The sequence below is a fragment of the Actinomadura meridiana genome (genome assembly GCF_039537545.1).
In the GTDB taxonomy this organism is placed as follows: domain Bacteria; phylum Actinomycetota; class Actinomycetes; order Streptosporangiales; family Streptosporangiaceae; genus Spirillospora; species Spirillospora meridiana.
In genome coordinates this window covers 982,918-1,004,434 of the sequence record NZ_BAABAS010000004.1, presented here as the reverse complement: position 1 = coordinate 1,004,434, position 21,517 = coordinate 982,918, and the positions used below count along the sequence as shown (strand labels likewise).

General features: G+C 70.9%; 21 protein-coding genes, 3 tRNA genes and 1 pseudogene. 10 read left to right on the top strand and 15 right to left on the bottom strand.

The features are described from left to right. Nucleotides 1-2 precede the first annotated feature (2 nt). From ABD808_RS08795 to ABD808_RS08760, 8 genes are all read right to left on the bottom strand, one after another. Nucleotides 3-815, bottom strand: a complete 813-nt coding sequence (locus tag ABD808_RS08795; protein ID WP_344892568.1) for a hypothetical protein — start codon at nt 813-815, stop codon at nt 3-5. 706 nt (nt 816-1,521) lie between these two features. Further along, the gene (locus ABD808_RS08790; RefSeq protein ID WP_344892565.1) at nt 1,522-2,025 is read right to left on the bottom strand and encodes a hypothetical protein; all 504 of its coding nucleotides are present in this window, start codon (nt 2,023-2,025) and stop codon (nt 1,522-1,524) included. A 1-nt stretch (nt 2,026) separates the two neighbouring features. Then, nucleotides 2,027-3,211 carry a molybdopterin-dependent oxidoreductase gene (locus ABD808_RS08785; protein WP_344892562.1) on the bottom strand — a complete coding sequence of 395 codons (1,185 nt, stop codon included), beginning with the start codon at nt 3,209-3,211 and terminating at the stop codon, nt 2,027-2,029. 606 nt (nt 3,212-3,817) lie between these two features. Continuing rightward, the gene (locus ABD808_RS08780) at nt 3,818-4,669 is read right to left on the bottom strand and encodes a DUF1295 domain-containing protein (protein ID WP_344892559.1); all 852 of its coding nucleotides are present in this window, start codon (nt 4,667-4,669) and stop codon (nt 3,818-3,820) included. After that, entirely contained in the window at nt 4,666-5,979 is a 1,314-nt protein-coding gene (locus tag ABD808_RS08775; RefSeq protein WP_344892556.1) for a class I SAM-dependent methyltransferase, read from the bottom strand. Before ABD808_RS08775 ends, ABD808_RS08780 begins: the two co-directional genes overlap by 4 nt. Beyond that, the gene (locus tag ABD808_RS08770) at nt 5,976-7,262 is read right to left on the bottom strand and encodes a class I SAM-dependent methyltransferase (RefSeq protein WP_344892553.1); all 1,287 of its coding nucleotides are present in this window, start codon (nt 7,260-7,262) and stop codon (nt 5,976-5,978) included. Before ABD808_RS08770 ends, ABD808_RS08775 begins: the two co-directional genes overlap by 4 nt. After that, nucleotides 7,259-8,065: a DUF1365 domain-containing protein gene (locus ABD808_RS08765; RefSeq protein ID WP_344892913.1), complete on the bottom strand. Its 807-nt coding sequence runs from the start codon at nt 8,063-8,065 to the stop codon at nt 7,259-7,261. The genes ABD808_RS08770 and ABD808_RS08765 overlap by 4 nt, the downstream gene beginning before the upstream one ends. Before the next feature lie 5 nt (nt 8,066-8,070). Then, on the bottom strand, nt 8,071-9,333 hold the full coding sequence (locus ABD808_RS08760; RefSeq protein WP_344892550.1) for an NAD(P)/FAD-dependent oxidoreductase: 1,263 nt from the start codon (nt 9,331-9,333) through the stop codon (nt 8,071-8,073). Between the two features lie 245 nt (nt 9,334-9,578). On the opposite strand from ABD808_RS08760, the gene ABD808_RS08755 reads away from it, so the two are divergent. Both ABD808_RS08755 and ABD808_RS08750 read left to right on the top strand, forming a co-directional pair. Next, on the top strand, nt 9,579-9,869 hold the full coding sequence (locus tag ABD808_RS08755) for a hypothetical protein (protein ID WP_344892547.1): 291 nt from the start codon (nt 9,579-9,581) through the stop codon (nt 9,867-9,869). A gap of 96 nt (nt 9,870-9,965) precedes the next feature. Next, a complete protein-coding gene (locus ABD808_RS08750; RefSeq protein ID WP_344892545.1) occupies nt 9,966-11,285 on the top strand; it encodes a cation:proton antiporter in 1,320 nt (439 codons plus the stop codon). A gap of 77 nt (nt 11,286-11,362) precedes the next feature. On the opposite strand, the pseudogene ABD808_RS08745 reads toward ABD808_RS08750, so the two are convergent. After that, a pseudogene (locus ABD808_RS08745) lies at nt 11,363-11,539 on the bottom strand (helix-turn-helix domain-containing protein); the annotation flags it as partial. 14 nt (nt 11,540-11,553) lie between these two features. Beyond that, a complete protein-coding gene (locus ABD808_RS08740) occupies nt 11,554-11,922 on the bottom strand; it encodes a hypothetical protein (protein WP_344892542.1) in 369 nt (122 codons plus the stop codon). On the opposite strand from ABD808_RS08740, the gene ABD808_RS38475 reads away from it, so the two are divergent. Further along, on the top strand, nt 11,867-12,310 hold the full coding sequence (locus ABD808_RS38475; protein WP_425548904.1) for a transposase: 444 nt from the start codon (nt 11,867-11,869) through the stop codon (nt 12,308-12,310). The two genes, ABD808_RS08740 and ABD808_RS38475, sit on opposite strands and share 56 nt — an antisense overlap. Here ABD808_RS38475 and ABD808_RS08735 read toward each other — a convergent pair. From ABD808_RS08735 to ABD808_RS08715, 5 genes are all read right to left on the bottom strand, one after another. Then, nucleotides 12,261-12,335 (bottom strand) — tRNA-Val (locus ABD808_RS08735). The genes ABD808_RS38475 and ABD808_RS08735 overlap by 50 nt on opposite strands. Nucleotides 12,336-12,340: 5 nt before the next feature. Next, nucleotides 12,341-12,411 (bottom strand) — tRNA-Cys (locus ABD808_RS08730). A 32-nt stretch (nt 12,412-12,443) separates the two neighbouring features. Next, a tRNA-Gly gene (locus ABD808_RS08725) sits at nt 12,444-12,516 on the bottom strand. Nucleotides 12,517-12,532: 16 nt separating this feature from the next. Then, nucleotides 12,533-13,507, bottom strand: a complete 975-nt coding sequence (locus ABD808_RS08720; protein WP_344892539.1) for a CHAP domain-containing protein — start codon at nt 13,505-13,507, stop codon at nt 12,533-12,535. Between the two features lie 147 nt (nt 13,508-13,654). After that, nucleotides 13,655-14,467: a universal stress protein gene (locus ABD808_RS08715; RefSeq protein ID WP_344892536.1), complete on the bottom strand. Its 813-nt coding sequence runs from the start codon at nt 14,465-14,467 to the stop codon at nt 13,655-13,657. A 118-nt stretch (nt 14,468-14,585) separates the two neighbouring features. On the opposite strand from ABD808_RS08715, the gene ABD808_RS08710 reads away from it, so the two are divergent. The 7 genes from ABD808_RS08710 (at nt 14,586) to ABD808_RS08680 (ending at nt 21,517) form a co-directional block, all read left to right on the top strand. Continuing rightward, complete coding sequence (locus tag ABD808_RS08710; RefSeq protein ID WP_344892532.1) at nt 14,586-15,665, top strand: LLM class flavin-dependent oxidoreductase; 1,080 nt, start codon at nt 14,586-14,588, stop codon at nt 15,663-15,665. Next, complete coding sequence (locus ABD808_RS08705; RefSeq protein WP_344892529.1) at nt 15,662-16,264, top strand: FMN reductase; 603 nt, start codon at nt 15,662-15,664, stop codon at nt 16,262-16,264. Before ABD808_RS08710 ends, ABD808_RS08705 begins: the two co-directional genes overlap by 4 nt. A gap of 42 nt (nt 16,265-16,306) precedes the next feature. Then, entirely contained in the window at nt 16,307-16,672 is a 366-nt protein-coding gene (locus ABD808_RS08700; RefSeq protein ID WP_344892526.1) for an ArsR/SmtB family transcription factor, read from the top strand. Then, on the top strand, nt 16,669-17,298 hold the full coding sequence (locus ABD808_RS08695; RefSeq protein WP_344892523.1) for an SRPBCC family protein: 630 nt from the start codon (nt 16,669-16,671) through the stop codon (nt 17,296-17,298). The genes ABD808_RS08700 and ABD808_RS08695 overlap by 4 nt, the downstream gene beginning before the upstream one ends. Nucleotides 17,299-17,352: 54 nt before the next feature. Then, nucleotides 17,353-19,566 (top strand): carbamoyltransferase HypF, encoded by a 2,214-nt coding sequence (gene hypF / locus ABD808_RS08690; protein WP_344892520.1) that lies wholly within the window; start codon nt 17,353-17,355, stop codon nt 19,564-19,566. A gap of 40 nt (nt 19,567-19,606) precedes the next feature. Then, nucleotides 19,607-20,746 (top strand): hypothetical protein, encoded by a 1,140-nt coding sequence (locus tag ABD808_RS08685; protein WP_344892517.1) that lies wholly within the window; start codon nt 19,607-19,609, stop codon nt 20,744-20,746. A 168-nt stretch (nt 20,747-20,914) separates the two neighbouring features. Next, nucleotides 20,915-21,517 (top strand): YbhB/YbcL family Raf kinase inhibitor-like protein, encoded by a 603-nt coding sequence (locus tag ABD808_RS08680; protein WP_344892514.1) that lies wholly within the window; start codon nt 20,915-20,917, stop codon nt 21,515-21,517.

The window sequence follows — 21,517 nt, the reverse complement described above, 5'->3', positions numbered from 1 at the left end:
TATCAGGGCTTGTGGGCGTTGGTGCGCCGGGCCAGTGCGCCGGCCGCGCCTGCGGCGATCACGAGGCCGCCGCCGAGGCCGAGCAGCCAGCCACCGGTCGCGTCGCTCGCCGCGGCGGCGGTGGAGCCGCTGCCGGTGGCGACGCCGCCACCGGCCATGGCCTTGAGCGGCCCGCACAGGGCGGGTGAGGTGGCTGCGAGCGGCAGTGAGGGCACCAGTTCGCTTTTCTCCTTCTGCGCACGGGCGGGCAGCTTGGTGGGGTCGTCGCCGTGCACCACGATCACGCCGATGCCCGACCGCACCGACTTCAGCGTGGCTGCGTCCAGCGTGATGGTGCGCTGGTAGTCGGCGCTGGCCCCGCTGGGGGCGATCGTGAGGTTGGTACCGGCCTTGGGGGAGGTGTCGCCCCTGACCGACAGGGTGGTCTGGATCGGCCCGTACGTCGTCTGTCCCTCGGCGGTGTTGATCACGCCGTCGCCGTTTTTGTCGTTGGCCTGGGTCGGGCAGACGCCGTCGGCGCCACCGTGGATGTGCTGGACGTGCGGGAACGGGCCGCCGTTGAAGGTGGCGGCCAGGCCGGAGAAGTGCTCGGTGATGACCGCCTGGTCACCGGTGAGTCTGAGGGTGAGGCTGCCCGACCCGCTCTGGTTGTTCAGCGGGTCCAGCATCGCCTGATACGTCGTGGTCGACTCCGCCCTGGCCGACTGCGTCGTGGTGGCCGATGCCGCCGTCGCGGCCGCCGCCAGCGCCGTGCCGGTCATGCCTGCCGCCGCCAGCGCGGCCGCACCCAACACCCGATATCGGTTTTGTCCCATTTCTCCCCCTTTGGAGCATTGCGTGGTGGTGAATCGTCTCCTTCGACTGGAATCGGATCCGCGCCTGAGGTGCACTTCCCGTCATTGAATATGGGAATTGGAATGAAATGGAATTTGTAAGGTAAATGCACGCGCAGTGCCCGGCACTCCGTGCGGTAACGGCGGGCTGCCGGGTGTCGGAGCCGACGGCCACAAGACAGCGGCGATCCCCTGCCGAGTGGCGCAGGCGGCGCGGTCCGTGGCCAGGCCAGGGCGGGCGTGAGCGGGCGGCGGCAGCGTTGCGGCCGTATAGTCCCGAACCTGGTGTCCTTCTCCGAGAGACTGGCCGCCCTGTTCACCTCCGTGGGCTTCCCGAGCCGAGCGCGCGATCGGCGCCGTCCTGCCCTGCGTCATCGGCGTGAGTACCGCAAAGGGTGGCCTGGCTCACTGCGGTCACCCGCTCCGGCGAGACCGGGGCCGCCGTCGATGTCAACGAGTCTGGGGTGTTCGCGGCACGAGCCCCGTCTGGTGCGAACATCTCGTATCAGATGCGATGACGGAGCGTGTCGATGTCTATGTTGGGCCGCCAGGTTCGGCTCGATTGCAGCTGGCGGCAGGGGGTGCCGCTGCTGCGGCCGGAGGCGCAGGTGTTCGAGGTGGGGCTCGTTGAAGGGTGACTCACTGTCAGGGAGGCTCGCGGAGCCGGCATCATCACATCAACTCTGGATCATTTCCTTGGGGCATGGCGGCGATGTTGTGCGTGGCCGAGTCGCAGGGCGTAGATGATGGCGCTGAGGGCGAACATGGCGGCGGTGACCAGGAGCCAGTGGCCGAGGTAGTCGTGCTGGGTGCGTCCGCTGGCCGCCAGGTAGGTCTGCCGGCCCTGTTGGATGATCATGGGGAAGAACAGCAGGAGCAGCAGGCCGGCTCCCAGCGCTGGCAGCCGGATGTGGTTCACCGCCGACACGAGCGGGGGCGTGGCGGCCCGGGAGGGGCGCAGTGCCCGCAGGGCCCGGGCCAGGGAACGGTCGGCCAGAGCGTACAGCGGGAACACCGCGAGGTCGTGGCCGAGGACGGCGCCGGCGAACCAGATGAGGATCCAGGGCCAGTGCGGGGCTGAGAGGGTCTGCACGGCCGCGTATCCGGCCAGCGCGAAGCACGCCGCCAGGGCGAGCAGGTGCAGCGGGGCGGCGCCGTAGAAGTTCTTGATCGCCGTCAGCTTGTGCCGCATGTCAGGTGTCCCGGAAGTCGATGGAACGCACCCATTTGGTGTTGTGGACGCCCGGCAGCGCGGGCACGATGACGCGGGCGGGGTAGCCGTGGTCGAGGGACAGGTCGGTGCCGTTGACCTTCAAGGCCAGCAGTGCGTCGGAGTCGAAGACCTGGTTGAACTGCAGGGTGGCCTGGTTGAAGGCTCCGCTACGTTGCAGCGATTGGACGTGCGCTGAGGCCGGGTGGGCGGCGCCGACGAGGGCGGCGAGGTCGCGTAGCCGTACACCGGTCCAGGTCTGCAGGGTGGACCAGCCTTCGACGCAGGCGATGGGCAGCGCGGCAGTGTGCTGAGCCATTGCGAGCAGCTGAGCCCGGTCCAGCTGAACGACCTGGCCGCCGTGGGCCAGGGTCAATCGCCAGCCCGCGCCGACGTCGGTGGCAGTGATCGCGGCCGCGGTCGCCGTGTGGTTGATCGGGAAGTCGCCGGGTGTGTCGCGGTAGCCGCCCCGGGGGGCCAACAGCGCCACCCGGCGGGCGGCGCCGCCGATGCTCTGCCCCGCGGTCATGACGGCGATCAGGGCGCTGCCGCCGCCCACCAGGGCCAGCGCGCCGCGGCGGCTGAGCGTCGCCGGGGCCGGGTCCGCCGCCACCAGCCCGTCAGGATCGGCGAGTTCAGGCCGGGTCTGCGCACGGGAGGTCCGCAGTTCCCGGCGGAGCGAGCGGGAGCGCAATGCGCTGATGAGGCGCGGCAGTTTGATGGTCACGTGGGCGACGAACGCGCCGATGAACACCCATGCGCCGTAGTAGTGGGCGGTGTAGAAGTCGAACGGGAACGCATACCAGTACTGGATGTCCAGGACACCGGTGACGATCTCGAACAGGATGCCGCCGACCAGCAGCAGGAGGGAGAGCCGTTCGAGGACCTGGGCGATGGAGCGGGCCGGTGGCCAGGTGAACAGTTTCGGCACCACCGACCACAGCTTGGCCAGCACGACCGGCACCAACACCAGTCCGAGGCCGACGTGCACACCCTGGTTCAGCCGATACAGCCACACCGGCCGGGTCGGCCAGGTGAAGTACGGCAAGTGCAGCCAGCCGACATGAGCGGGGAACGCCTGCCCGAACCACGGCGCGTACGCCACGAACGACACCAGCCCCGTGATGATCACCACGGGAAGCGTCACCAGCAACACCGCGCCGAACATCGACGTCAGCCAAGGCCCCCGCAGCGGACTGCGCCACGCCCGGGTCCGCCCGAACCCGGGCGGGCGCGCTCGCTCCAGAGCGCGCCAGAGCCTCACCGGAAAGCCGGGCGCGGCGGTTTCCGCGCTGGGACGCGGGTCATCGGGAGCGGCCATGCCCGCCGATCACACTGCCCACGAGGCCGGCGGTGACACCTTCACCCGACGACGCCCGGCGCTACGGTCGATGTCGCCCACGGCAAGCCTCCCTTTCGCCACCACGGAGTCTTTTGGGTGCCCGCAGACACCCTGCTCTAACGTCCTACGGGTCTTGGGTGGCGGCCGTCCAGCGGCGCTGTGCCCGGGTCTTTGAGGTTGAGCCGCGGAGTGCACCGGTCGATGAGACCGTCAAGGACGCCACGGTGGCCCTCTCCTGCGGCGTCGATCAGGCGAACAGCCACGGGCCGCACAAGTGAAGCAAGCTCGGAGCCCCGGCCCGGCTCGGCGTGAGCGTTGGGGTCTTTGCGGTCAGAGACGACCGCGCCTATGGTCCGTCGCCCTGCGCTCAGGACGAAAACGGTCCGGATCGGAGCCGTCAACCCGGTGGCCTGGCGCGGTGTTGCGGGGTGTTCAACGGTCATGTCGCGGCGCGCGGCGCCCTGGTGGGAGTGACTTTGTTCCATGGGCTGTCGACTGGCGTGTGCGGGGTGGTAGAGGAACAAAGCCGCTGGTTCGGGCAGTGTAGTCAAAATAGCCTCCGCGTGTGCGGGTCATGCGCTTCTCCAGAAGCGGCTTGCCGGTGCCCTTGACGAGCAGCGCCGTCATCAGCACCGGCGACAGGACGGTGAGCGGACCGGTCCAGTGGTCGCAGGTGGCCAGAAACAGGCCCCACCAGACGAGCGAGTCGCCGAAGTAGTTGGGGTGGCGGGTGTAGCGCCACAGGCCCCGGTCCATGACTTTGCCCTTGTTGGCGGGGTCGGCGGTGAACCGGGACAGCTGGAGGTCGCCGATCGCCTCGAAGGCCAGCCCGATCGTCCAGACGAGCACACCGGCGTACAGCGCGATGCCGGGTCGGCCGTCCTGGTACATGGCCAACTGGACGGGAAGGGACACAAACCACAGCACGAGGCCCTGAGGTAGGTACACCTTCCGCAGGGCGTAGCGGTTCCGGCCTCCGGGGGCCTTGGACAGCAGGTCCTCATACCGCGGGTCTTCGTCTGCGCCTCGGGCGCGCCGGGCGATGTGGGCGGCCAGCCGCAGCCCCCACAGCAGGGTCATCGTCAGGACGGTCCAGCGGCGCGCAGGGTCCCCGTGCCCGGTCGAGGCGGCGGCGCTGACCGCCGCGACGGCGCAGAAGCCGAGGCCCCAGGCGACGTCGATGACGCTGTGCCGGCCGAGCCGCAACGCGACCGCGAACGTGACCGCGAGTACCACGGCGACGGCCCCTGCGGCGTAGGTGAGGTTCCACCAGAAGAAGATCACAGGCGGCCCGCAGGGTCCGCGGCGATAGAGCCGAGGTCGGCGCGGGCGGACGGCAGGCCGCTGCGGCCGCCGGCATCCGGGCGGACCGTGAGAATCTGGTCGACGCCCATCCGGCCCTGCTCGAACGCCAGGCCGCCACCCGCCAGGTACAGTCGCCACACCCGGGCCGTCTCTTCGCCGACGAGCGCGACGATCTCCTCCAGCCGCGCCTCGAACGTCTTCTGCCATTCCCGGACGGTCCGGACGTAGTGCTCGCGCAACCCGTGCACGTCGGCGACCTCCAGCCCGGCGTCCTCCAGGATTGCGACCGTGTCGCCGACCGGGCGCATGTGCATGTCGGGCGCGATGTAGCGCTCGATGAACGCGCCGCCGCCGGGAGCGCGGGCGCCGCGCGACATCTGCTGGACCAGCACCCGGCCGCGCGGGCGCACCAGCCGGTGCAGCGCGGCGGCGAAGGCGGGGTAGTTGCGCCGGCCGACGTGCTCGCCCATCTCGATCGAGGCGGCCGCGTCGAAGTCGCCGTCACCGATGTCGCGATAGTGCTGGAGGCGGATCTCGATGGGCAGCCCGGCGGCGCGTTCGCGCGCGAGGTCGGCCTGTTGGCGTGACAGCGTGATGCCCGTGACGTGGGCGCCGTACTCGCGGGCCGCGTGGACGGCGAGGGCGCCCCAGCCGCAGCCGAGGTCCAGCAGCCGCATGCCGGGCCGGAGCCCGAGTTTGTGGCACACCAGGTCGAGCTTGGCGCGCTGCGCCTGCTCCAGGTCCATGTCCGGGCGCTCCCAGTAGGCGCACGAGTAGACCATCCGCGGGTCCAGGACGAGCGCGTAGAAGTCGTTGGACAGGTCGTAGTGGTGGGCGATGGCGGCGCGGTCGCGCGCCCGCGTGTGCAGCCGCCCGGTGAGGCGGACCTCGGTAGGCGGGGCGGGCGGCGGCGAGCCGGCGGCGCCCAGCACCAGCAGGGCACGGGCCGCCGCGAGCAGCGTCGCCGGCGACCGGCGTCCACCTCGACGGCCCGGCGCCCAGACCCTTCGGAGCGCGTCGGTAAGGTCGCCTTCCACGTCCAGTTCACCGGTGACGTAGGCGCGGGCCAGGCCGAGTTCGCCGGGGCGGTGCAGCAGCCGGCGCAGCGCGTCCGGTGAGCGCAGCACGATCGCGGGCGCGCCCGCCGGTCCGGTCTGGCTGCCGTCCCAGGCGCGCAGCCGGATCGGCGGGGCACCGCCGAACATCCCGTCCAGGACGGGGCGCAGCAATCGGGCCGCACCACCGCCGCCGATGGCGGGACGGGGGCGCGAGCCGGTCCGGGTCGTCATCGCTGGTCCTCCGGGGTCGTCGGGCGGGCGAGCAGGAACTGCTGGACGTCGAGGTAGCCGGAGGCAAACCCGGCCTGGGAGTAGGCGAGGTAGAACTCCCACATGCGGCGGAAGACGGGGTCGAAGCCGAGAGCGGCGACCTGTGGTGCGCACGCCGCCAACCGTTCCCGCCAGCGGCGTAGCGTCTCGGCGTAGTGCGACCCGAACGACAGCCGCCCGTCCGGGCCGGGCGCGGCGGGCCGCAGTCCCGCGGCGGAGGCGTGCTCGATGATGGCCTCGGTGGAGGGCAGCATGCCGCCGGGGAAGATGTACTTCTCGATCCAGGTATGAGTGCCGCGTGAGGCCAGCATCCGGTCGTGCGGCATCGTGATGGCCTGCAACCCGACGCGTCCGCCGGGCGCCAGCAGCCGATACAGCACCGCGAAGTACTCGCGCCAGTGCCGCGCCCCAACCGCCTCGATCATCTCCACGCTGAGCACCGCATCGTGCACGCCGGCGGCGTCGCGGTAGTCCCGCAACTCCACCTGGACGCGGTCGGCGAGACCGGCGCGGGCGATCCGGGCGGCCGCCAGGTCGCGCTGCTCGGCCGACAGCGTCAGCGACCGCACCCGGGCGCCGCGCCGCCCGGCGCACAGGGCCAGCTCGCCCCACCCGGTGCCGATCTCCATCACGCGGGCGCCGGGCCCGACCCCGGCGAGGTCGAGGAGCCGGTCGATCTTGCGGCGCTGCGCGGCGGCGAAGTCGCCCGCCAGCGTCCCGTCCGGCCCCTCCTCGAACAGCGCCGAGGAGTAGCTCATCGTCTCGTCCAGGAACAGCGCGAACAGATCGTTCGACAGGTCGTAGTGGTGCGCGACGTTGCGCCGGGCACCGTCGGCGCCGCCGTCGTCGGCGTCGGCGTCCGGCCGGCTCCGCACCGCCAGCCGCCGCAGCCGCTGCAGCGCCGGAGGAACGAGCGTGGGCAGGTGCGCGGCGAACGCGGTGAGCAGCCCCGGCAAATCATCGGAATCCCAGTCCCCCGCCATATAGGACTCGCCGAAGCCGATCAGCCCGCAGTCGCCGACCCGGGCGAAGAACGCCGCCGGCCGGACGATCCGCATCACCGGCCGGCCATACGGCACGGTCACCTCCGGCGCCGGGCCGTGGACGACGGTGATCGGCAGCCGGGACACCGCACGGGCGAACAGGCGACGCGCCACCGCGGCGCGGACCCCGTACCGGGGCACCGCGGCCACCCCGGGCCAGGACGCCCGGGCCGCGGCGTCGGCGAGTGCACTGGTGGTCATGGTCGGACCTTCCCCTCCCGGGTCTCGTCGGGGGATACGGCACCGGGCGCGCCGGGTTCGTGGACCGGCGGCGCGCCCGGTGGCTCGTGCCCGTGCGGCCGGGGGTACGGCCGAAGCCCCCGCAGGTACAGCCGGACCCCTTGGACACGGATGCGGAGCGCCCCGGCCAGCGGTGCGCACGGGTGCCGCACGAACGCCTTCAGCAGCCCGGACGCGCCGGCGGGCAGCCGTGTGCCCCGCAGCGTGGCGACGAAGGGGGGACCGGAACCGTGATGCAACGTGATGGTGAGCGCCAGTTTCCGGTCGGGGACCGGCAGGCTCATCCGGTACGTGCCGTCGACCGGGTAGAACGGCGACACGTAGAACTCCTTGGGCGTCTCCGCGCGGCCGTCGGCGTCGGTGTGGAGCAGGTAGCGGTGACGCCGCCCGTAGGTGTTGTGGACCTCGGCCACAACACAACGCAGGTCGCCGGTGGGACTGAAACACCAGAACACCGTCAGCGGATTGAACACATATCCCAGCACCCGGGCGTGGGTGAGCATCAATATGCTGCCGCCGCTCAGTCGGACGCCGTGCTCGGTGAGGAAGGCGTCGAGGTTGGCGCGGATCGAACGGCCCGGGTCCCCGACATGGTCGCGGGCCCGGAAACCCGCCAGGACGCGCAGCGGCCACGACGGGGACGCCAGCGCGTCCAGATCGACCAGCCACAGGTAGGTCCCATACCGGAAGGCGTTGCGCACCGGGTCGGGTCGCACATGGGTGAGCGTGCACTCATACAGCGCCGGTACCGTCACCGCTGGCATCTCGGTCACCACACCGCCCCCAGGGACCTGGCCGCTTCGACTCCTGAACGGCAGCCGTCCTCGTGGAAACCCCACCCGTGATAGGCGCCCGCGTAGGCGAGGACGCCGTCGTTCAAAGCGGGAAGCCCGTGCTGCGCCGCCACCGACTCCGGCGTGTAGATCGGGTGCTCGTACTCCATCCGTGCCAGGACGTGTTCGTCGGCGATGTCGCCGTTCAGGGTCACGATGTGCGGCCGGTCACGGGGCAGCCCTTGGAGCAGGTTCATGTCGTAATGGACGCGGACGTGCCGGGGCCGCGCGGCACACGAGTCCATGCGGTAGTTCCACGAAGCGCGGGCACGGCTCGCACGAGGTAGGACGCCGGCGTCGGTGTGCAGCACCGTGGGATTCCGGGAATAGCCGAACGCGCCGAGCACCTGGCGTTCGTCGCGGCTCGCGTCCACGCGCAAGGCCAGCGCCTGCCCGGCATGCGTCGCGATGACGGCTCCGTCGAACACGGTCACGCCGCCTGAGTCGTCTCCGATCTCCACACCTGCGGTGACGCGGCGGACAGCGCGCACCGGCGTGGCCGTGCGCACCGCGGTGAGGGGCTTGGCGATCTGCTCGACATAGGTCCGCGATCCGCCGACCACGGTCTTCCACTGGTGCGAGCCGTTCACCGACAGCATCCCGTGATGTGCCAGGAAGGCGAACAAGTAGCGGGCCGGATACTGGTCGGCCAGGGCCGGAGGGCTCGACCAGACCGCCGCGACCAGCGGCGTCATGAAATGCGCGCGGAAGTAGGAGGAGAACCCGCCCGCTGCCAGGAACTCCGCCAGCGTCCGCTCATCGCGATCGTCGCCCAGGACCGCGCGGGCGGCGCGATGGAAGCGCGGCACCTCCGCCAGCATCCGCAGGTACCGGCCGCGCAACACCGAACGCGGCCGCGCGAACAATCCGGCCGCCCCGCGCGCCCCCGCGTACTCCAGCCCACAACCGGCGCAGCTCACCGACATGCTCATCTCGGCGTCCCGCGTCGTCACGCCGAGCTCGGCCAACAGCCGCGTCAAGCGCGGATAGGTGCGGTCGTTGTGCACGATGAAGCCGCTGTCGACCGCGAGCGTCGACCCGCCGGCCGCCACGTCATGGGTGTGGGCGTGCCCGCCGAGCCGGTCATCGGCCTCATAGAGGGTGACGTCGCATGTCCGCTGCAGAACGTGCGCAGCCGTCAGCCCGGAAATCCCGGACCCGATCACCGCGATCGCCCGTCGCCCGTTCGCCACCGGCATACCAACCCTTCCCTGTCGGGGCTCTCCCCCCGCCTCACTCCTGGTTCGGAGCGGACCGCACAGCAGATGGGTCTGAACATCCATGCCGCGGAACACACCGCGAACGGCGAGCCCACCAGCAGAGCCGCCCCTCCAGATCGGGGAACGCGGCCGCGCGGCTGCGGTGGACGATCGGGGGACCTGCCCGCCGGCGGGTCCCGAAATGCGGCCGTGGCGGTTCGTGGTGGGCGTTCGGCGCCGTCAGCATGCTCATTGACTTCGTGTACGAGGACGCTCGCTCGATCACCAGGTCGTTGCTGGCATCGTTCGGAGCGTCCGCCACGGCCATCGGCGTCATGATCGGCGTGGGCGTGGCCGCCCAGCGCCGCCGCGCCTTCGGCTACGGCTTGTTGGACACCGGCATGAGCGCCGATCCTGGCAGTGGGCGCTCGCATCATGGCCCTTGCTGGAGGCGTTTCGCGCGGCCGATGTCCCGGCCTACGCGGCGACCGATCAAGGCCGTGCAACATCATGTCGGGGAACGCCGCACTTGGTGATGTGTGTTTCGCTGTCGAAATCCAGTTAGGGTCGGTGACCGGTGTGCCGGGAAGTCTGGTCGGCGTTGTGTCCGTCGACCCTGAAAGACCCCGGTGATGATGAACCTGCTGCTGGCGTTCGCCGCCCTGTTGCTCCTTGCGGTGCTGGTGTCGAGCCTGGCGCACCGCACGGTACTGTCCACGGCCGCGTTGTTCCTGGTCGGCGGGTTCCTGCTGGGGGACGGCGTCACCGGCGCGGTCATGTTGAAGCCCGGCGACCCGATCGTGTCGGGGCTGGCGGAGTTGGCGCTGTTCGCGGTGCTGTTCACCGACGGCATGCACGCCGGGTGGCAGGACCTGCGCAGCGCCTGGCGTCTGCCGGGGCGCGCCCTGGGGTGGGGACTGCCGCTGACACTGTTGCTCACGGCGGTGTTCGCGCACTTCATCGTGGGTTTGGGCTGGGTGGAGTCGCTGCTGATCGCGGCGGTCCTCACTCCCACCGACCCGGTGTTCGCCGCGGCACTGGTCGGCAACGACCGCGTGCCGCCGCGGCTGCGGCACCTGCTGAATGTCGAGTCCGGCGTCAACGACGGGCTTGTCCTGCCGTTCGTGGTGCTGTTCCTGGCGATCGCCAAGGGGTCGGGCGACCTGCACCTGGGCGAGCTCGCCGCCGAACTGGCCGGCGGGGTGGCCATCGGCGTCGCGGTGCCGTGGGCGGCGATCATGCTGGTGCGCACCCGGCTGTTCGCGATCTCACCCAGGTACGAGCCGCTGAACGCCGTCGCGATCGGCCTGCTGGTCCTCGCGCTGGCGCAGGTCACGCACGGCAACCTGTTCCTGGCCGCGTTCGCCGCCGGTGTGACCGTGGCCACCGTCGGTGAACGGCACCGCGCCGCGTTCGAAGAGTTCGGCGAGCTGGTCGCTGAACTGCTGAAGCTCGCCGCGCTGCTGGTGTTCGGGGCCCTTCTGTCCCCGGCGTTCCTCGGCGACGTCGGCCCGGCGGGCTGGGCGTTCGCGGCCCTCGCACTGGTGGTCGCCCGCCCTGTGGCGGTCTGGGTGTCGTTCCTGCGGTCGGGGCTGACCACCCGCGAACAGGCCGCGGTGATGTGGTTCGGGCCCAAAGGCTTCGCGTCGGTGGTCTACGGGCTGCTGGTGCTGGATGCGGGGCTCACGGCCGGTGAGCACATCTTCCACCTGGTCGGCGTCACGATCGCGCTGTCGATCCTGGCGCATTCCTCCACCGACATCGTCGTCGCCCGCAGCTTCGACGACGAACACGAGGTCCCTGCCTGGTTCGGCCGGGCCCGAAGCCTCGTCCGACGGCCGGGCGCCACCACGTCGTCGCGGGAGTCACGGGGCCGAGCCGATCCACCGGCGGACGCCGACGACCCGTCCACGGGAATCCACAGTGACCTGGAGCCGCCTTGCCAGCCGTAGCCGCCATCACCATCTTTCTGATCGCCGACTGCCCGCGAATGCGTTGCGGCCACGGCGACCTGTTCGGGGATCACCAGGTCGTCTACCGTGCAGTTCAACGCGGCGCAGATCTTGTCGAGGTCATCCAGCCGGACGGTGACCGGGGTTCCCGACCACAGCGCGGCGACCTTGCTGAGCGACGGCGTGAAGCCGACGGTCTCGAAGACGGCCAGCAGGTCGGTCGGCCGCCAGATGTCGCGTTGGGCCGCGACCATCCGCAGGTTCCACTTCACCGGAGGTTCCCCTTGTCCATCACGAGCCGCTGCGCGGCGCGGTTGCTGCTTGTGGTGCCGAAGGCGTGCCTGAGCGGATATGGCACCGTCGGATGTTCAAAGTGTCTGAATGCCTTGGGGCGTTGATCGCTGGCTGACGTCTGGGCGTAGCTGGTCCAGTCGGCGGCGGAGATCTGTTGCCAGTGGACGGCGGAGCTGACGCTGATGCCGAGGGTGCGGGCGAGGATCGCTGCGGGGATCTGGGTGGCGAGTTGGAACAGTGCGGTGCTGCGAGCTTGGTTTGATGTTGCCCCCGTTTGACGGGCACGAGTGTTGAGAGAGATAGGGTTCGGCGATCTTCTGAAGGAGATCGTTCTGGTGCCCAAGCCTTACCCGCCGGAGTTTCGTCGGCGTGCCCTGGATCTGCTGGAGTCGGGACGATCGGTGCGGGAGGTGGCCGCCTCATTGGGCATCGCGGAGTCGTGCCTGCACCGCTGGAGACGGCGGGACCTGATCGACCGGGGTCTGAAGTCGCTCAGCCCCACACAGGCCGAGTCCGTTGCCTTGGCCCAGGCCCGAGCACGGATCGCTGAACTGGAGAACCAGGTCAAGATCTGGCGTAAGGCCGCCGCGGCGGTCGAGCAGGTGGTGCCCCAAAAGTCCGCTTCGCCCTGGTGGCCGAGCTGGCCGTTCGCCAGTGCTTGCGGTCTGACCTGGGTCTTTGTGGTGGGCGATACTGGGATTGAACCAGTGGCCTCTACCGTGTCAAGGTAGCGCTCTCCCACTGAGCTAATCGCCCTTGCGAGGTGGAGACGGGATTTGAACCCGTGTAGACGGCTTTGCAGGCCGTTGCCTCGCCTCTCGGCCACTCCACCAGAGCGAGGCCTGAATCCGGAGGCCTCTTCAGAGCGGACGACGGGATTCGAACCCGCGACCCTCACCTTGGCAAGGTGATGCTCTACCAACTGAGCCACGTCCGCGTGTGCAGGGTCAACTCTAGCGGAATCCGGGGGTGGTTGCGTACTGGGACTCGGCGAGATCGGCGTGCAGGGTGTTCCAGAACGTGAGTTCGGAGTCCTCTTCGAGGTGGGCGATGCGGCCCCAGAATTCGCGGTCCTCGGCTTCGTGGGCGGCGGCGAGGGAGAGGACGGGCATGGCGGCGGTGGTGGCCTCGGCGGAGTCGAGGACGGCGGGGGTGAGGTCGGCGGGGAGGGCGACGGGGGTGGCCGGACGGTGGTGGCGGCCGCGTTTGCGGACGCGGATGGGGGAGTTGGCGGGGGCCTTGGCGGCGGCGACGCGGCCGGCGGTGAGGGCGAGGGTGCCGCAGAGGACGAAGGCGAGGATGCCGCCGAGGACGGCGTCCTGGGTGGGGAGCTTCTCGTGGGTGCCGTGCGGCTGCTGCTCGTGGGCCTGCTGCTGTTCGTGGGTCTGGCCGGTGACGGGGGCGCCGACCTGGTCGACGGTGGGAGCGGGGGCGGCGTGCTTGGGGGTGTAGGTCGCGGCGACCTTGATCTTGGACGGGTAGCCGAAGCCGACGACGGTGTCCATGTCGCGGGTCTTGCGCATGAGCTTGTAGCCGTCGGCGTTGCCCTCGATGGTGTGCAGGGTCTTGCCGTCGACCTTCTCGACGATGCCGACGTGGTCGATCTGGCCGATGTCGTTGGACCCGTTCCAGTCGTAGAAGACGACGGCGCCGGGTTCGGGGTCGTGGCCCCAGGCGTTGTTCTTCTTGAACCATTCGGCGTGCTCGACGGTGCCGGCGAACTGGCCGGTCTGTTCGGTGACGCCCGCCTTGTCGGCGGCCCAGGCGAGGAACATGTCGCACCAGGGGGCGGTGGAGTAGTACTCGTCGTGGTCGTCGTCGACGTGCTTGCGGTACCACTCGCCGAACTTGGTGTAGCCGTCGCCCTTCTCGGTGTAGCCGAGTTCCTTCTTGGCGATGTCGAGCAGCTTCTTGCCGATCGGGTCCATCTCGCTCCCTGCCACCTGACTCGTTCGGGCAGGGTGCCGCCCGACCGGGGGTCGGATCGTGCCGCGTTCCAAGGTCACGTTCCGGTCTCGACGGAATGTAGCGAAGGTAAACGGTGACCGGCAACCTGTTCGGGAGAACGGGCCGTCTCAGAAGTAGCCCCGGGGGAGGACGGCGACGGGGCACGGCGCGGCGCGCAGGACCTTGAGCGCGACCTCGCCGAGGAAGACGCGGTGGGCCGCGGCGTCCTCGCTGGACGCGCAGACGAGGAGTTCGCCGGTGGGCCAGTCCGTGTCGTGGAGGGCGGCGGCGACGTCGTCGCCCTCGGCGAGTTCGGCGGAGACGTCCTCGGGGGTCAGGTCGGCGGATTCGGCGGCGAGGCGGAGGGCGAGGGCGAGGTCGTCGCGGAGCCGCTCGGTCTCGCCGTCCCCGATGTCGCCGACGGCGAGGGTGACGAGGCGGAGCGGGACGTCGAGGCGGTCGGCGGCCTGGGCGGCGCGGATGACGGCGTCGTCGCACTGGGGACGCCGGACGTACATGACCGTGATCCGGGTGAACTCGTCGGGCGGAGTGTAGCCGGACGGGGCGAGCATGACGGCCTCGGTGGCCGAGTGCAGCAGGTGGTCGGCGGCGGCGCCGACGCCGATGCGGCCGCGGGCGCCGCCTTCGGGGGAGCCGACGACGATCACGTCGGCGCCGATGCGGCTGGCGAGCACGCCGAGCCCCCGGCCGACGCCGCGTCCCTCCTGGACGTGCAGGTCGGCGGGCCGGTCGTCGAGCAGGTCGGCGGCCTGGTCGAGCAGCGCGCGGGCCTCGCCCGCGGCGGCGGGCAGGCCGGGCGGGTGGACGGTCGCGACGCTGAGCCGCCCGCCGGTCAGCCCGGCGATGGCGTCCGCCAGGCCGAGGGCTTCGCGGCCGCCCGCGTCGTTGACGTATCCGGCGAGGACGTGTTCCCCGATCATGGGTCAAGCATTCCCCGGAGGACGCGGGTCAGACCAGGGCCCCCTCACCGCCGGAATAGGGCCGGGGGGTGCGTGGTTCGGTAGGATGATTGAACGTTCTACTATCTGGAGGCCGGTCATGCAGTTCGGGATCTTCACGGTCGGCGACGTCACGGCCGACCCCACCACCGGGCGCGTCCCGACCGAGGCGGAGCGGATCAAGGCCATGGTCGCGATCGCGGAGAAGGCCGAGGAGGTGGGGCTGGACGTCTTCGCCACCGGCGAGCACCACAACCCGCCGTTCGTGCCGTCCTCCCCGACGACCATGCTCGGCTATGTCGCGGCCCGCACCGAGCGACTGGTCTTGTCCACCGCGACCACGCTGATCACCACCAACGACCCGGTGAAGATCGCCGAGGACTTCGCGATGCTCCAGCACCTCGCGGACGGCCGGGTGGACCTGATGATGGGACGCGGCAACACCGCCCCCGTCTACCCGTGGTTCGGCAAGGACATCCGCGACGGCATCGACCTCGCCATCGAGAACTACCACCTCCTGCACCGGCTCTGGCGCGAGGACGTCGTCGACTGGGAGGGCCGGTTCCGCACGCCGTTGCAGTCGTTCACCGTGACGCCGCGACCGCTGGACGGCGTCCCGCCGTTCGTGTGGCACGGGTCGATCCGCAGCCCGGAGATCGCCGAGCAGGCCGCCTACTACGGCGACGGATTCTTCGCCAACCACATCTTCTGGCCGAAGGAGCACTTCCAGAAGCTCATCGGCCTGTACCGGCGGCGTTACGAGCACTACGGGCACGGCACCGCCGACCAGGCGATCGTCGGTCTCGGCGGGCAGGTGTTCATGCGGAAGAACTCCCAGGACGCGATCCGCGAGTTCCGGCCCTACTTCGACAACGCCCCGGTGTACGGGCACGGCCCGTCGCTGGAGGAGTTCACCGCCGAGACGCCGCTCACGGTGGGCAGCCCGCAGCAGGTCATCGACAAGACCCTGACGTTCCGCGACTACTTCGGCGACTACCAGCGCCAGCTGTTCCTGATGGACCACGCGGGGCTGCCGCTGACGACCGTCCTGGAGCAGATCGAGCTGCTGGGCGAGGAGGTCGTCCCGGTGCTGCGTCGGGAGTTCGAGTCACTGCGTCCGGCGCACGTTCCCGCGAACCCGCCGTCCCACGCGTCCCGCATCACCGAGGAGGTCCGATGACCACGCTGGCAGTGGTGTCCGCCGGGCTGGGGCAGCCGTCGTCCACGCGGCTGCTCGCCGACCGGCTCTCGGCGGCGACCGTCGAGGCGCTCGGGGGTGACGTGGCGGTCGAGACGATCGAGCTGCGCGACCACGCGCACGCCATGGTCGACGCCGCCCTCACCGGGTTCCCGTCGGGGGCGTTCCGCGCCGCCGTCGAAACGGTGACGGACGCCGACGGCCTCATCGCCGTGACGCCGATCTTCAACGCCTCGTACAGCGGCCTGTTCAAGACGTTCTTCGACGTCGCCGGGCGCGACGCCCTGGACGGCACGCCGGTGCTGCTCGGCGCGACCGGCGGCACCGAGCGGCACTCGCTGGCGATCGACTACGCCATGCGGCCGCTGTTCGCGTATCTGCGGGCGTCCGCCGTCCCGACCGGCGTCTACGCGGCGGCCGAGGACTGGGGCGGCGGCGAGGGTCGCCTCGCCGAGCGGGTGTCGCGGGCCGCCGCCGAGCTGGCCGCGTCGATCGACGGTCGTCCGGCGGAGGCGAAGGCCGACCCGTACGACGAGCCCGTCCCGTTCGAGAACCTGCTGGCCCAGGGGACGCGCCTTTAGTTAAGGCTCGACTTATATAAGTGAAGGCTGTACCTTGGCGTCGTGCATGCGTTCGATGTGCTGGGTGATCCGGTGCGGCGCCGGATCCTGGAGCTGCTGGCCGACGGCGAGCGGACGTCCGGGCAGGTGTCGGCGATCATCCGGGAGGAGTTCGGGATCTCGCAGCCCGCCGTGTCGCAGCATCTACGGGTGCTGCGCGACAGCGGGTTCGCGGTGGTGCGGGCGGAGGGGACGCGGCGGCTGTACGCCGTCGGCCCCGATCCGCTGCGGGAGATCGACGCCTGGCTCGACCGGTTCCGCCGGTACTGGACGCCGCATCTGGACGCCCTGGCGACGGAGATCGCGCGCGGAAGGCGCGCCCGCCGCCGCGACGACCGCGACGACAGCGACGCAGGGAGCGAGCCATGATCGAAGTGACGGGTCAGATCAACGCGGTGACACGGCGGGTCGGCGAACGGGTGCTGGAGGCCGGGACGGCCCGGACCGTGACCCTCGCCCAGACCTATGACACCGATGTCGACGACCTCTGGGACGCCGTCACCAGCCCCGACCGGATCCGCCGCTGGTTCCTGCCCGTCAGCGGCGACCTGCGCCTCGGCGGCCGGTACGCGCTGGAGGGCAACGCGAGCGGGACGATCGAACGCTGCGACCCGCCCAAGAGCTTCTTCGCGACCTGGGAGTTCGCCGGTCAGACAAGCTGGATCGACGTGCGGCTGACACCCGAGGGCGACGGCCGGGCCCGGCTGGAACTGGAGCACATCGCGCACGTCAGCGACCACTGGGAGGAGTTCGGTCCCGGCGCGGTCGGCATCGGCTGGGACCTGGGACTTGTCGGCCTCGCGCTGCACCTGCCGTCCGGCGACGACGTCACGGACCTCGGCAAGGAGTGGATCGCCACCGAGGAGGCCAGGGAGTTCATGCGGCAGAGCGGCGAGAGCTGGTTCGCCGCCCATGTCGCCGCGGGCGACGACGAGGCCGACTGCCGCGCCGCCGCCGACCGGACCCTCGCCGCCTACACCGGCGGCCCGCAGTAACGCACCGGACCTGACCGGCCCGTTTGGCGGGGGAGCGCCGGGAACAATGGCGGCGTGGACGTCAGGGTGGACGTCCGCGTCGAGGGCATCGTGCAGGGCGTCGGGTTCCGCCCGTTCGTGCACGGGCTCGCGACGGGCCTCGGGCTGTCCGGGCTGGTCGGCAACGACGCGGGCGGCGTGTTCATCGAGGTCGAGGGCGCGCCCGACACGGTCGGGCTCTTCCTGGACGGCCTGCGCGCGCGCCCGCCCCGGCTGGCCGTCGTCAACCGCGTCACGACCCGCGAGATCGACCCTCGGGGGCACCCTGGATTCACGATCGTGGGCAGCGACCCGTCGGGGGAGCGCCGCGCCCTCGTCTCCTGGGACTCGGCGACCTGCGACGACTGCCTGCGCGAACTCCGCGATCCCGCCGACCGGCGGTACCGGTACCCGTTCGTCAACTGCACCGGCTGCGGGCCGCGCCTCACGATCGTGACGGACGTGCCCTACGACCGTCCCAACACGACCATGGCCGGGTTCGCGATGTGCGGGCCGTGCGCCGCCGAGTACCACGACCCCGCCGACCGGCGGTTCCACGCGCAGCCCGTGTGCTGCCCGTCCTGCGGGCCGTCCCTCGACCTGCGGCCCGGCGGCGCCGCCGATCCGCTGACCGCCGCGCTGGAGCTGCTCGCGGACGGCGCCGTCCTCGCGGTCAAGGGGCTGGGCGGCTACCACCTGGCGGCCCGCGCGAGCGACGAGAGCGCGGTCGCGGCGCTGCGGGCGCGCAAGCACCGCGAGGACAAGCCGTTCGCCGTCATGGTCCCCGACCTGGCGGCGGCCCGCGCGCTCTGCCATCTCGACGGCACCGAGGAGGCGCTGCTCAGCGGCGCCCGGCGGCCGATCGTGCTGGCCCGCCGCCGTCCGGGCGCGTCCCTCGCCGGGGCCGTCGCGCCGGGCAACGGGTCGGTCGGCCTCATGCTGCCCTACACGCCGCTGCACCATCTGCTCGTCACCGAGCCGCTCGTGCTGACCAGTGGGAACGTGTCCGACGAGCCGATCGCCCACCGGGACGCCGACGCCCTGGAACGGCTCGGCGGCATCGCGGACGGGTTTCTTCAGCATGACCGTCCCATCCACACCCGGACCGACGACTCGGTGGTGCGTGCCTTCCGTGGCCGGACGCTTCCGCTGCGCCGGTCGCGCGGGTACGCCCCGGAGCCTTTGCCCATAGGGCGGGGACGTTCCGTGCTGGCCTGTGGCGCGGAGCTGAAGAACACGTTCTGCCTGACCCGCGACGGCCGGGCGTTCCTCTCCCCGCATATCGGCGACCTGGAGAACTACGAAACGTTCCGCGCTTTCGAGGACGGCATCGACCATTTCCGCAGGCTCTTCGGCATCACACCCGAATTGGTCGCGTACGACCCGCACCCCGAATATCTCTCTAGCAAGTACGCGCTCGGTCAGGAATTGCCTGCCGTCGCCGTCCAGCACCACCATGCGCACATCGCGTCGTGCCTCGCCGACAATGGCGTGGACGGCCCGGTGATCGGCGTGGCGTTCGACGGCACCGGCTACGGCACGGACGGCACACTCTGGGGCGGCGAGTTCCTCGTCGCCGACCTGCGCGGCTTCGAACGCGCCGGGCATCTGGAGCCGGTGCCGATGCCGGGCGGTGCCGCCGCGATCCGCGAACCGTGGCGGATGGCCGCCGCGTACGGGGTGCCGGGCGACCTTCCGGTGGCCAGGCGATCCGGCTGGTCGGCCGTCGCCACCATGGCGGGACGCCGCGTCAACGCGCCGCTCACGTCCAGCATGGGCCGCCTGTTCGACGCCGTCGCCGCCGTTCTTGGCGTCCGCGACCGCGTCACCTACGAGGGGCAGGCCGCCGTCGAACTCGAACAGCGCGCCGACCCCGCCGAGACCGCCGCCTACCCGGCATCCATCAATGGATCCGAACCATTCACCGTGGCAGGAGGCGACCTTGTTGAAGCAGTCGTGGCCGATCTGCGCGCGGGTGTGCCCGTGCCGTCGATCTCGGCGCGGTTCCACAACGGCGTCGCCGCGCTGATCGTGGATGCCGCGACCCTTGTTCGGGACGCCACCGGGCTCGGCGTGGTCGCGCTCTCCGGCGGCGTCTTCCAGAACATGCTCCTGCTCGACCGCGCCGTCTCCGGCCTCACCGACGAGGGCTTCGACGTGCTGACCCACCACCGCGTCCCGCCGAACGACGGCGGCATCAGCCTCGGGCAGGCCGCCGTCGCGACGGTCGTGTCGTCCGGATCGTCCTGAACACGCCCACGGACGCCCCCCACCACGGCATGATCATCGGATGGTGCCCGAACAGGAAGTGATCCCGGACCGCGAACCGGCCTCCTGGCGGATCCGGCGCTGGGCGGCCCCCCTCGCGCTGGCGGTGTCGGTCGCGGCGTCCATCGTCGCGGTGCAGGTGCTGGCGGACGACGCCCCCCTCACGTCCGGCGCGTCCACCGGTGAGTTCCGGATGCCGCGCTTCTCGCTGACAGTGGGCCGGCTCGGCGCGAGCTCGGGGTCTGCCGAGCCCGAGGCCTGGTTCCGGGTCGAGCGGTACCGGAAGGGGAGGTCACCCCTACCGGTCGAGGCGGTGCGGCCGCCGTCACCGTCCGTGGGAGAGGCGCGGGCGATCCTCGCCGGACCCGGCGACACGTTTCTGGTCGCCTCCACCCGGAACGAACCGTGCGAATCGCGCCTCTACCGCTTCCAGCTCACCCGCGACGGCCACGTCCGGCAGCTCAGGCGACTGACCGACGCCGTCGTCCCGGGTCGCGTCGGCGGCCTGGCGATGAGCCAGGACGGCGACAGGCTCGCCTACACGACCACCCCCTGCCCGGACGGCGTGCCCGCCACGGAGACATTGCTCCCGGCGCGCGCCGAGGTGACCGTCCTCGACGTGGACTCCGGCGACCGCCGCGTCTGGAGCACCGGCGGGCCCGCGCTGGCCAGCGAGATCGTCTGGGCCCGTGACGGCCGGACGCTCGGCTACGTCCTCAGCGACGTCCGGCAGGGCGCCGAACCCGTGATCGGGGACGCCGTCGTCCACGCTCTCGACACCGAGGCGGACGGCGCCGACCTGCGCGCGGGCCGGATCCTGTTCCGTCCGGCCCCCGCCGCGACCCTCACCACCGCCGTGATGAACCCGGACGGCCGCACCGGCTACGGCGTGCTGCGCAGGGGCGACCCGCCGACCACCGTCCTGTTCGACTTCGCCGAGGGCGAGCCGATCCGCGTCACCAGGACCTTCGAACCCGAACCCAGACCCGAACTCACCCGCGGAACCGGAACCGAAGCCATGACCAGCGTCGGTCAGGTCATCGTGCTCTCGGTGAGCGATCCGCCCCGGTACGCCTGCCTCGGCGGCGTCGCCACGCCCGAGAGCCTCCTCGGCGGCCAGTTCCTCGACCTGATCCAGTGTGGGACGGCTGCCGCCTACTGACAGACGCCGCGCGAATGTCGTCCACATCTGGCAGGGAAGGACAAGAAGCGTCCCGCGTCCGGCACCGCAGGCCATGGTGGACGGCGGCCGATGACCGTACGCTGCGGCCAACGCTCACTGAGTGAGGGGCGGGGGAGTCAGGCTCACCACTGTCGCAAGGAGCCCTCCGTGATCATCAAGCGAGTCGTGCTGTCGACCCTGCTCGTCCTGTCCGCGGGCGGCGCCACCGCCGTGGCCGTCGCCGGACTGCCCGCCGCCGCCGAACCACCGGCCGAACCCGGCGCCGCCTTCACGGTGACGAGCAGCGCCTTCGCCGAGGGCGGACGGATCCCGACGGTCCACGAATGCACCAGCAGCGGGGACAACGATCCGAGCAAGAAGAACGAGTCGCCGCCGCTGGCCTGGAAGGGCGCGCCGGACGGCGTCCAGAGCTACGCGCTCATCATGCGCGACCTCGACAACAACAGCCTGCTCCACTGGATCATCTACGACATTCCCACGACGGTGGCCGAGCTGCCGCAGAACGTGGAGCACGTCTACAAGCCCACGGTGCCCGCGGGTTCCCGGCAGATCTACTACCGGGGGAGCGCCTCCCTGTTCGGTTACCAGGGTCCCTGTTCGCCGTCGTCGGTGAACACCTACTCGTTCACCATCTACGCGCTCAACCGGGCGTCGCTGACGGAACTGAACGAGAACTCCACCATCCGGACCGCGGCCGATGCCATCACCAAGGCGTCGCTGGGCTCGGCGGTCGTGTCCGGGGAGTCGTAG

Bases quoted from the DNA above. Each gene is read 5' to 3' on its own strand.
- ABD808_RS08705 (WP_344892529.1), top strand. From the start codon at position 15,662: ATGACCACGCTGGCAGTGGTGTCCGCCGGGCTGGGGCAGCCGTCGTCC.
- ABD808_RS08715 (WP_344892536.1), bottom strand. From the start codon at position 14,467: ATGATCGGGGAACACGTCCTCGCCGGATACGTCAACGACGCGGGCGGC.
- ABD808_RS08785 (WP_344892562.1), bottom strand. From the start codon at position 3,211: ATGTTCGGCGCGGTGTTGCTGGTGACGCTTCCCGTGGTGATCATCACG.
- ABD808_RS08760 (WP_344892550.1), bottom strand. From the start codon at position 9,333: ATGCCGGTGGCGAACGGGCGACGGGCGATCGCGGTGATCGGGTCCGGG.
- ABD808_RS08750 (WP_344892545.1), top strand. From the start codon at position 9,966: ATGATGAACCTGCTGCTGGCGTTCGCCGCCCTGTTGCTCCTTGCGGTG.
- ABD808_RS08710 (WP_344892532.1), top strand. From the start codon at position 14,586: ATGCAGTTCGGGATCTTCACGGTCGGCGACGTCACGGCCGACCCCACC.
- ABD808_RS08695 (WP_344892523.1), top strand. From the start codon at position 16,669: ATGATCGAAGTGACGGGTCAGATCAACGCGGTGACACGGCGGGTCGGC.
- ABD808_RS08685 (WP_344892517.1), top strand. From the start codon at position 19,607: ATGGTGCCCGAACAGGAAGTGATCCCGGACCGCGAACCGGCCTCCTGG.
- ABD808_RS08720 (WP_344892539.1), bottom strand. From the start codon at position 13,507: ATGGACCCGATCGGCAAGAAGCTGCTCGACATCGCCAAGAAGGAACTC.
- ABD808_RS08770 (WP_344892553.1), bottom strand. From the start codon at position 7,262: ATGACCACCAGTGCACTCGCCGACGCCGCGGCCCGGGCGTCCTGGCCC.
- ABD808_RS08795 (WP_344892568.1), bottom strand. From the start codon at position 815: ATGGGACAAAACCGATATCGGGTGTTGGGTGCGGCCGCGCTGGCGGCG.
- ABD808_RS08790 (WP_344892565.1), bottom strand. From the start codon at position 2,025: ATGCGGCACAAGCTGACGGCGATCAAGAACTTCTACGGCGCCGCCCCG.
- ABD808_RS08755 (WP_344892547.1), top strand. From the start codon at position 9,579: ATGCTCATTGACTTCGTGTACGAGGACGCTCGCTCGATCACCAGGTCG.
- ABD808_RS08775 (WP_344892556.1), bottom strand. From the start codon at position 5,979: ATGACGACCCGGACCGGCTCGCGCCCCCGTCCCGCCATCGGCGGCGGT.
- ABD808_RS08765 (WP_344892913.1), bottom strand. From the start codon at position 8,065: ATGCCAGCGGTGACGGTACCGGCGCTGTATGAGTGCACGCTCACCCAT.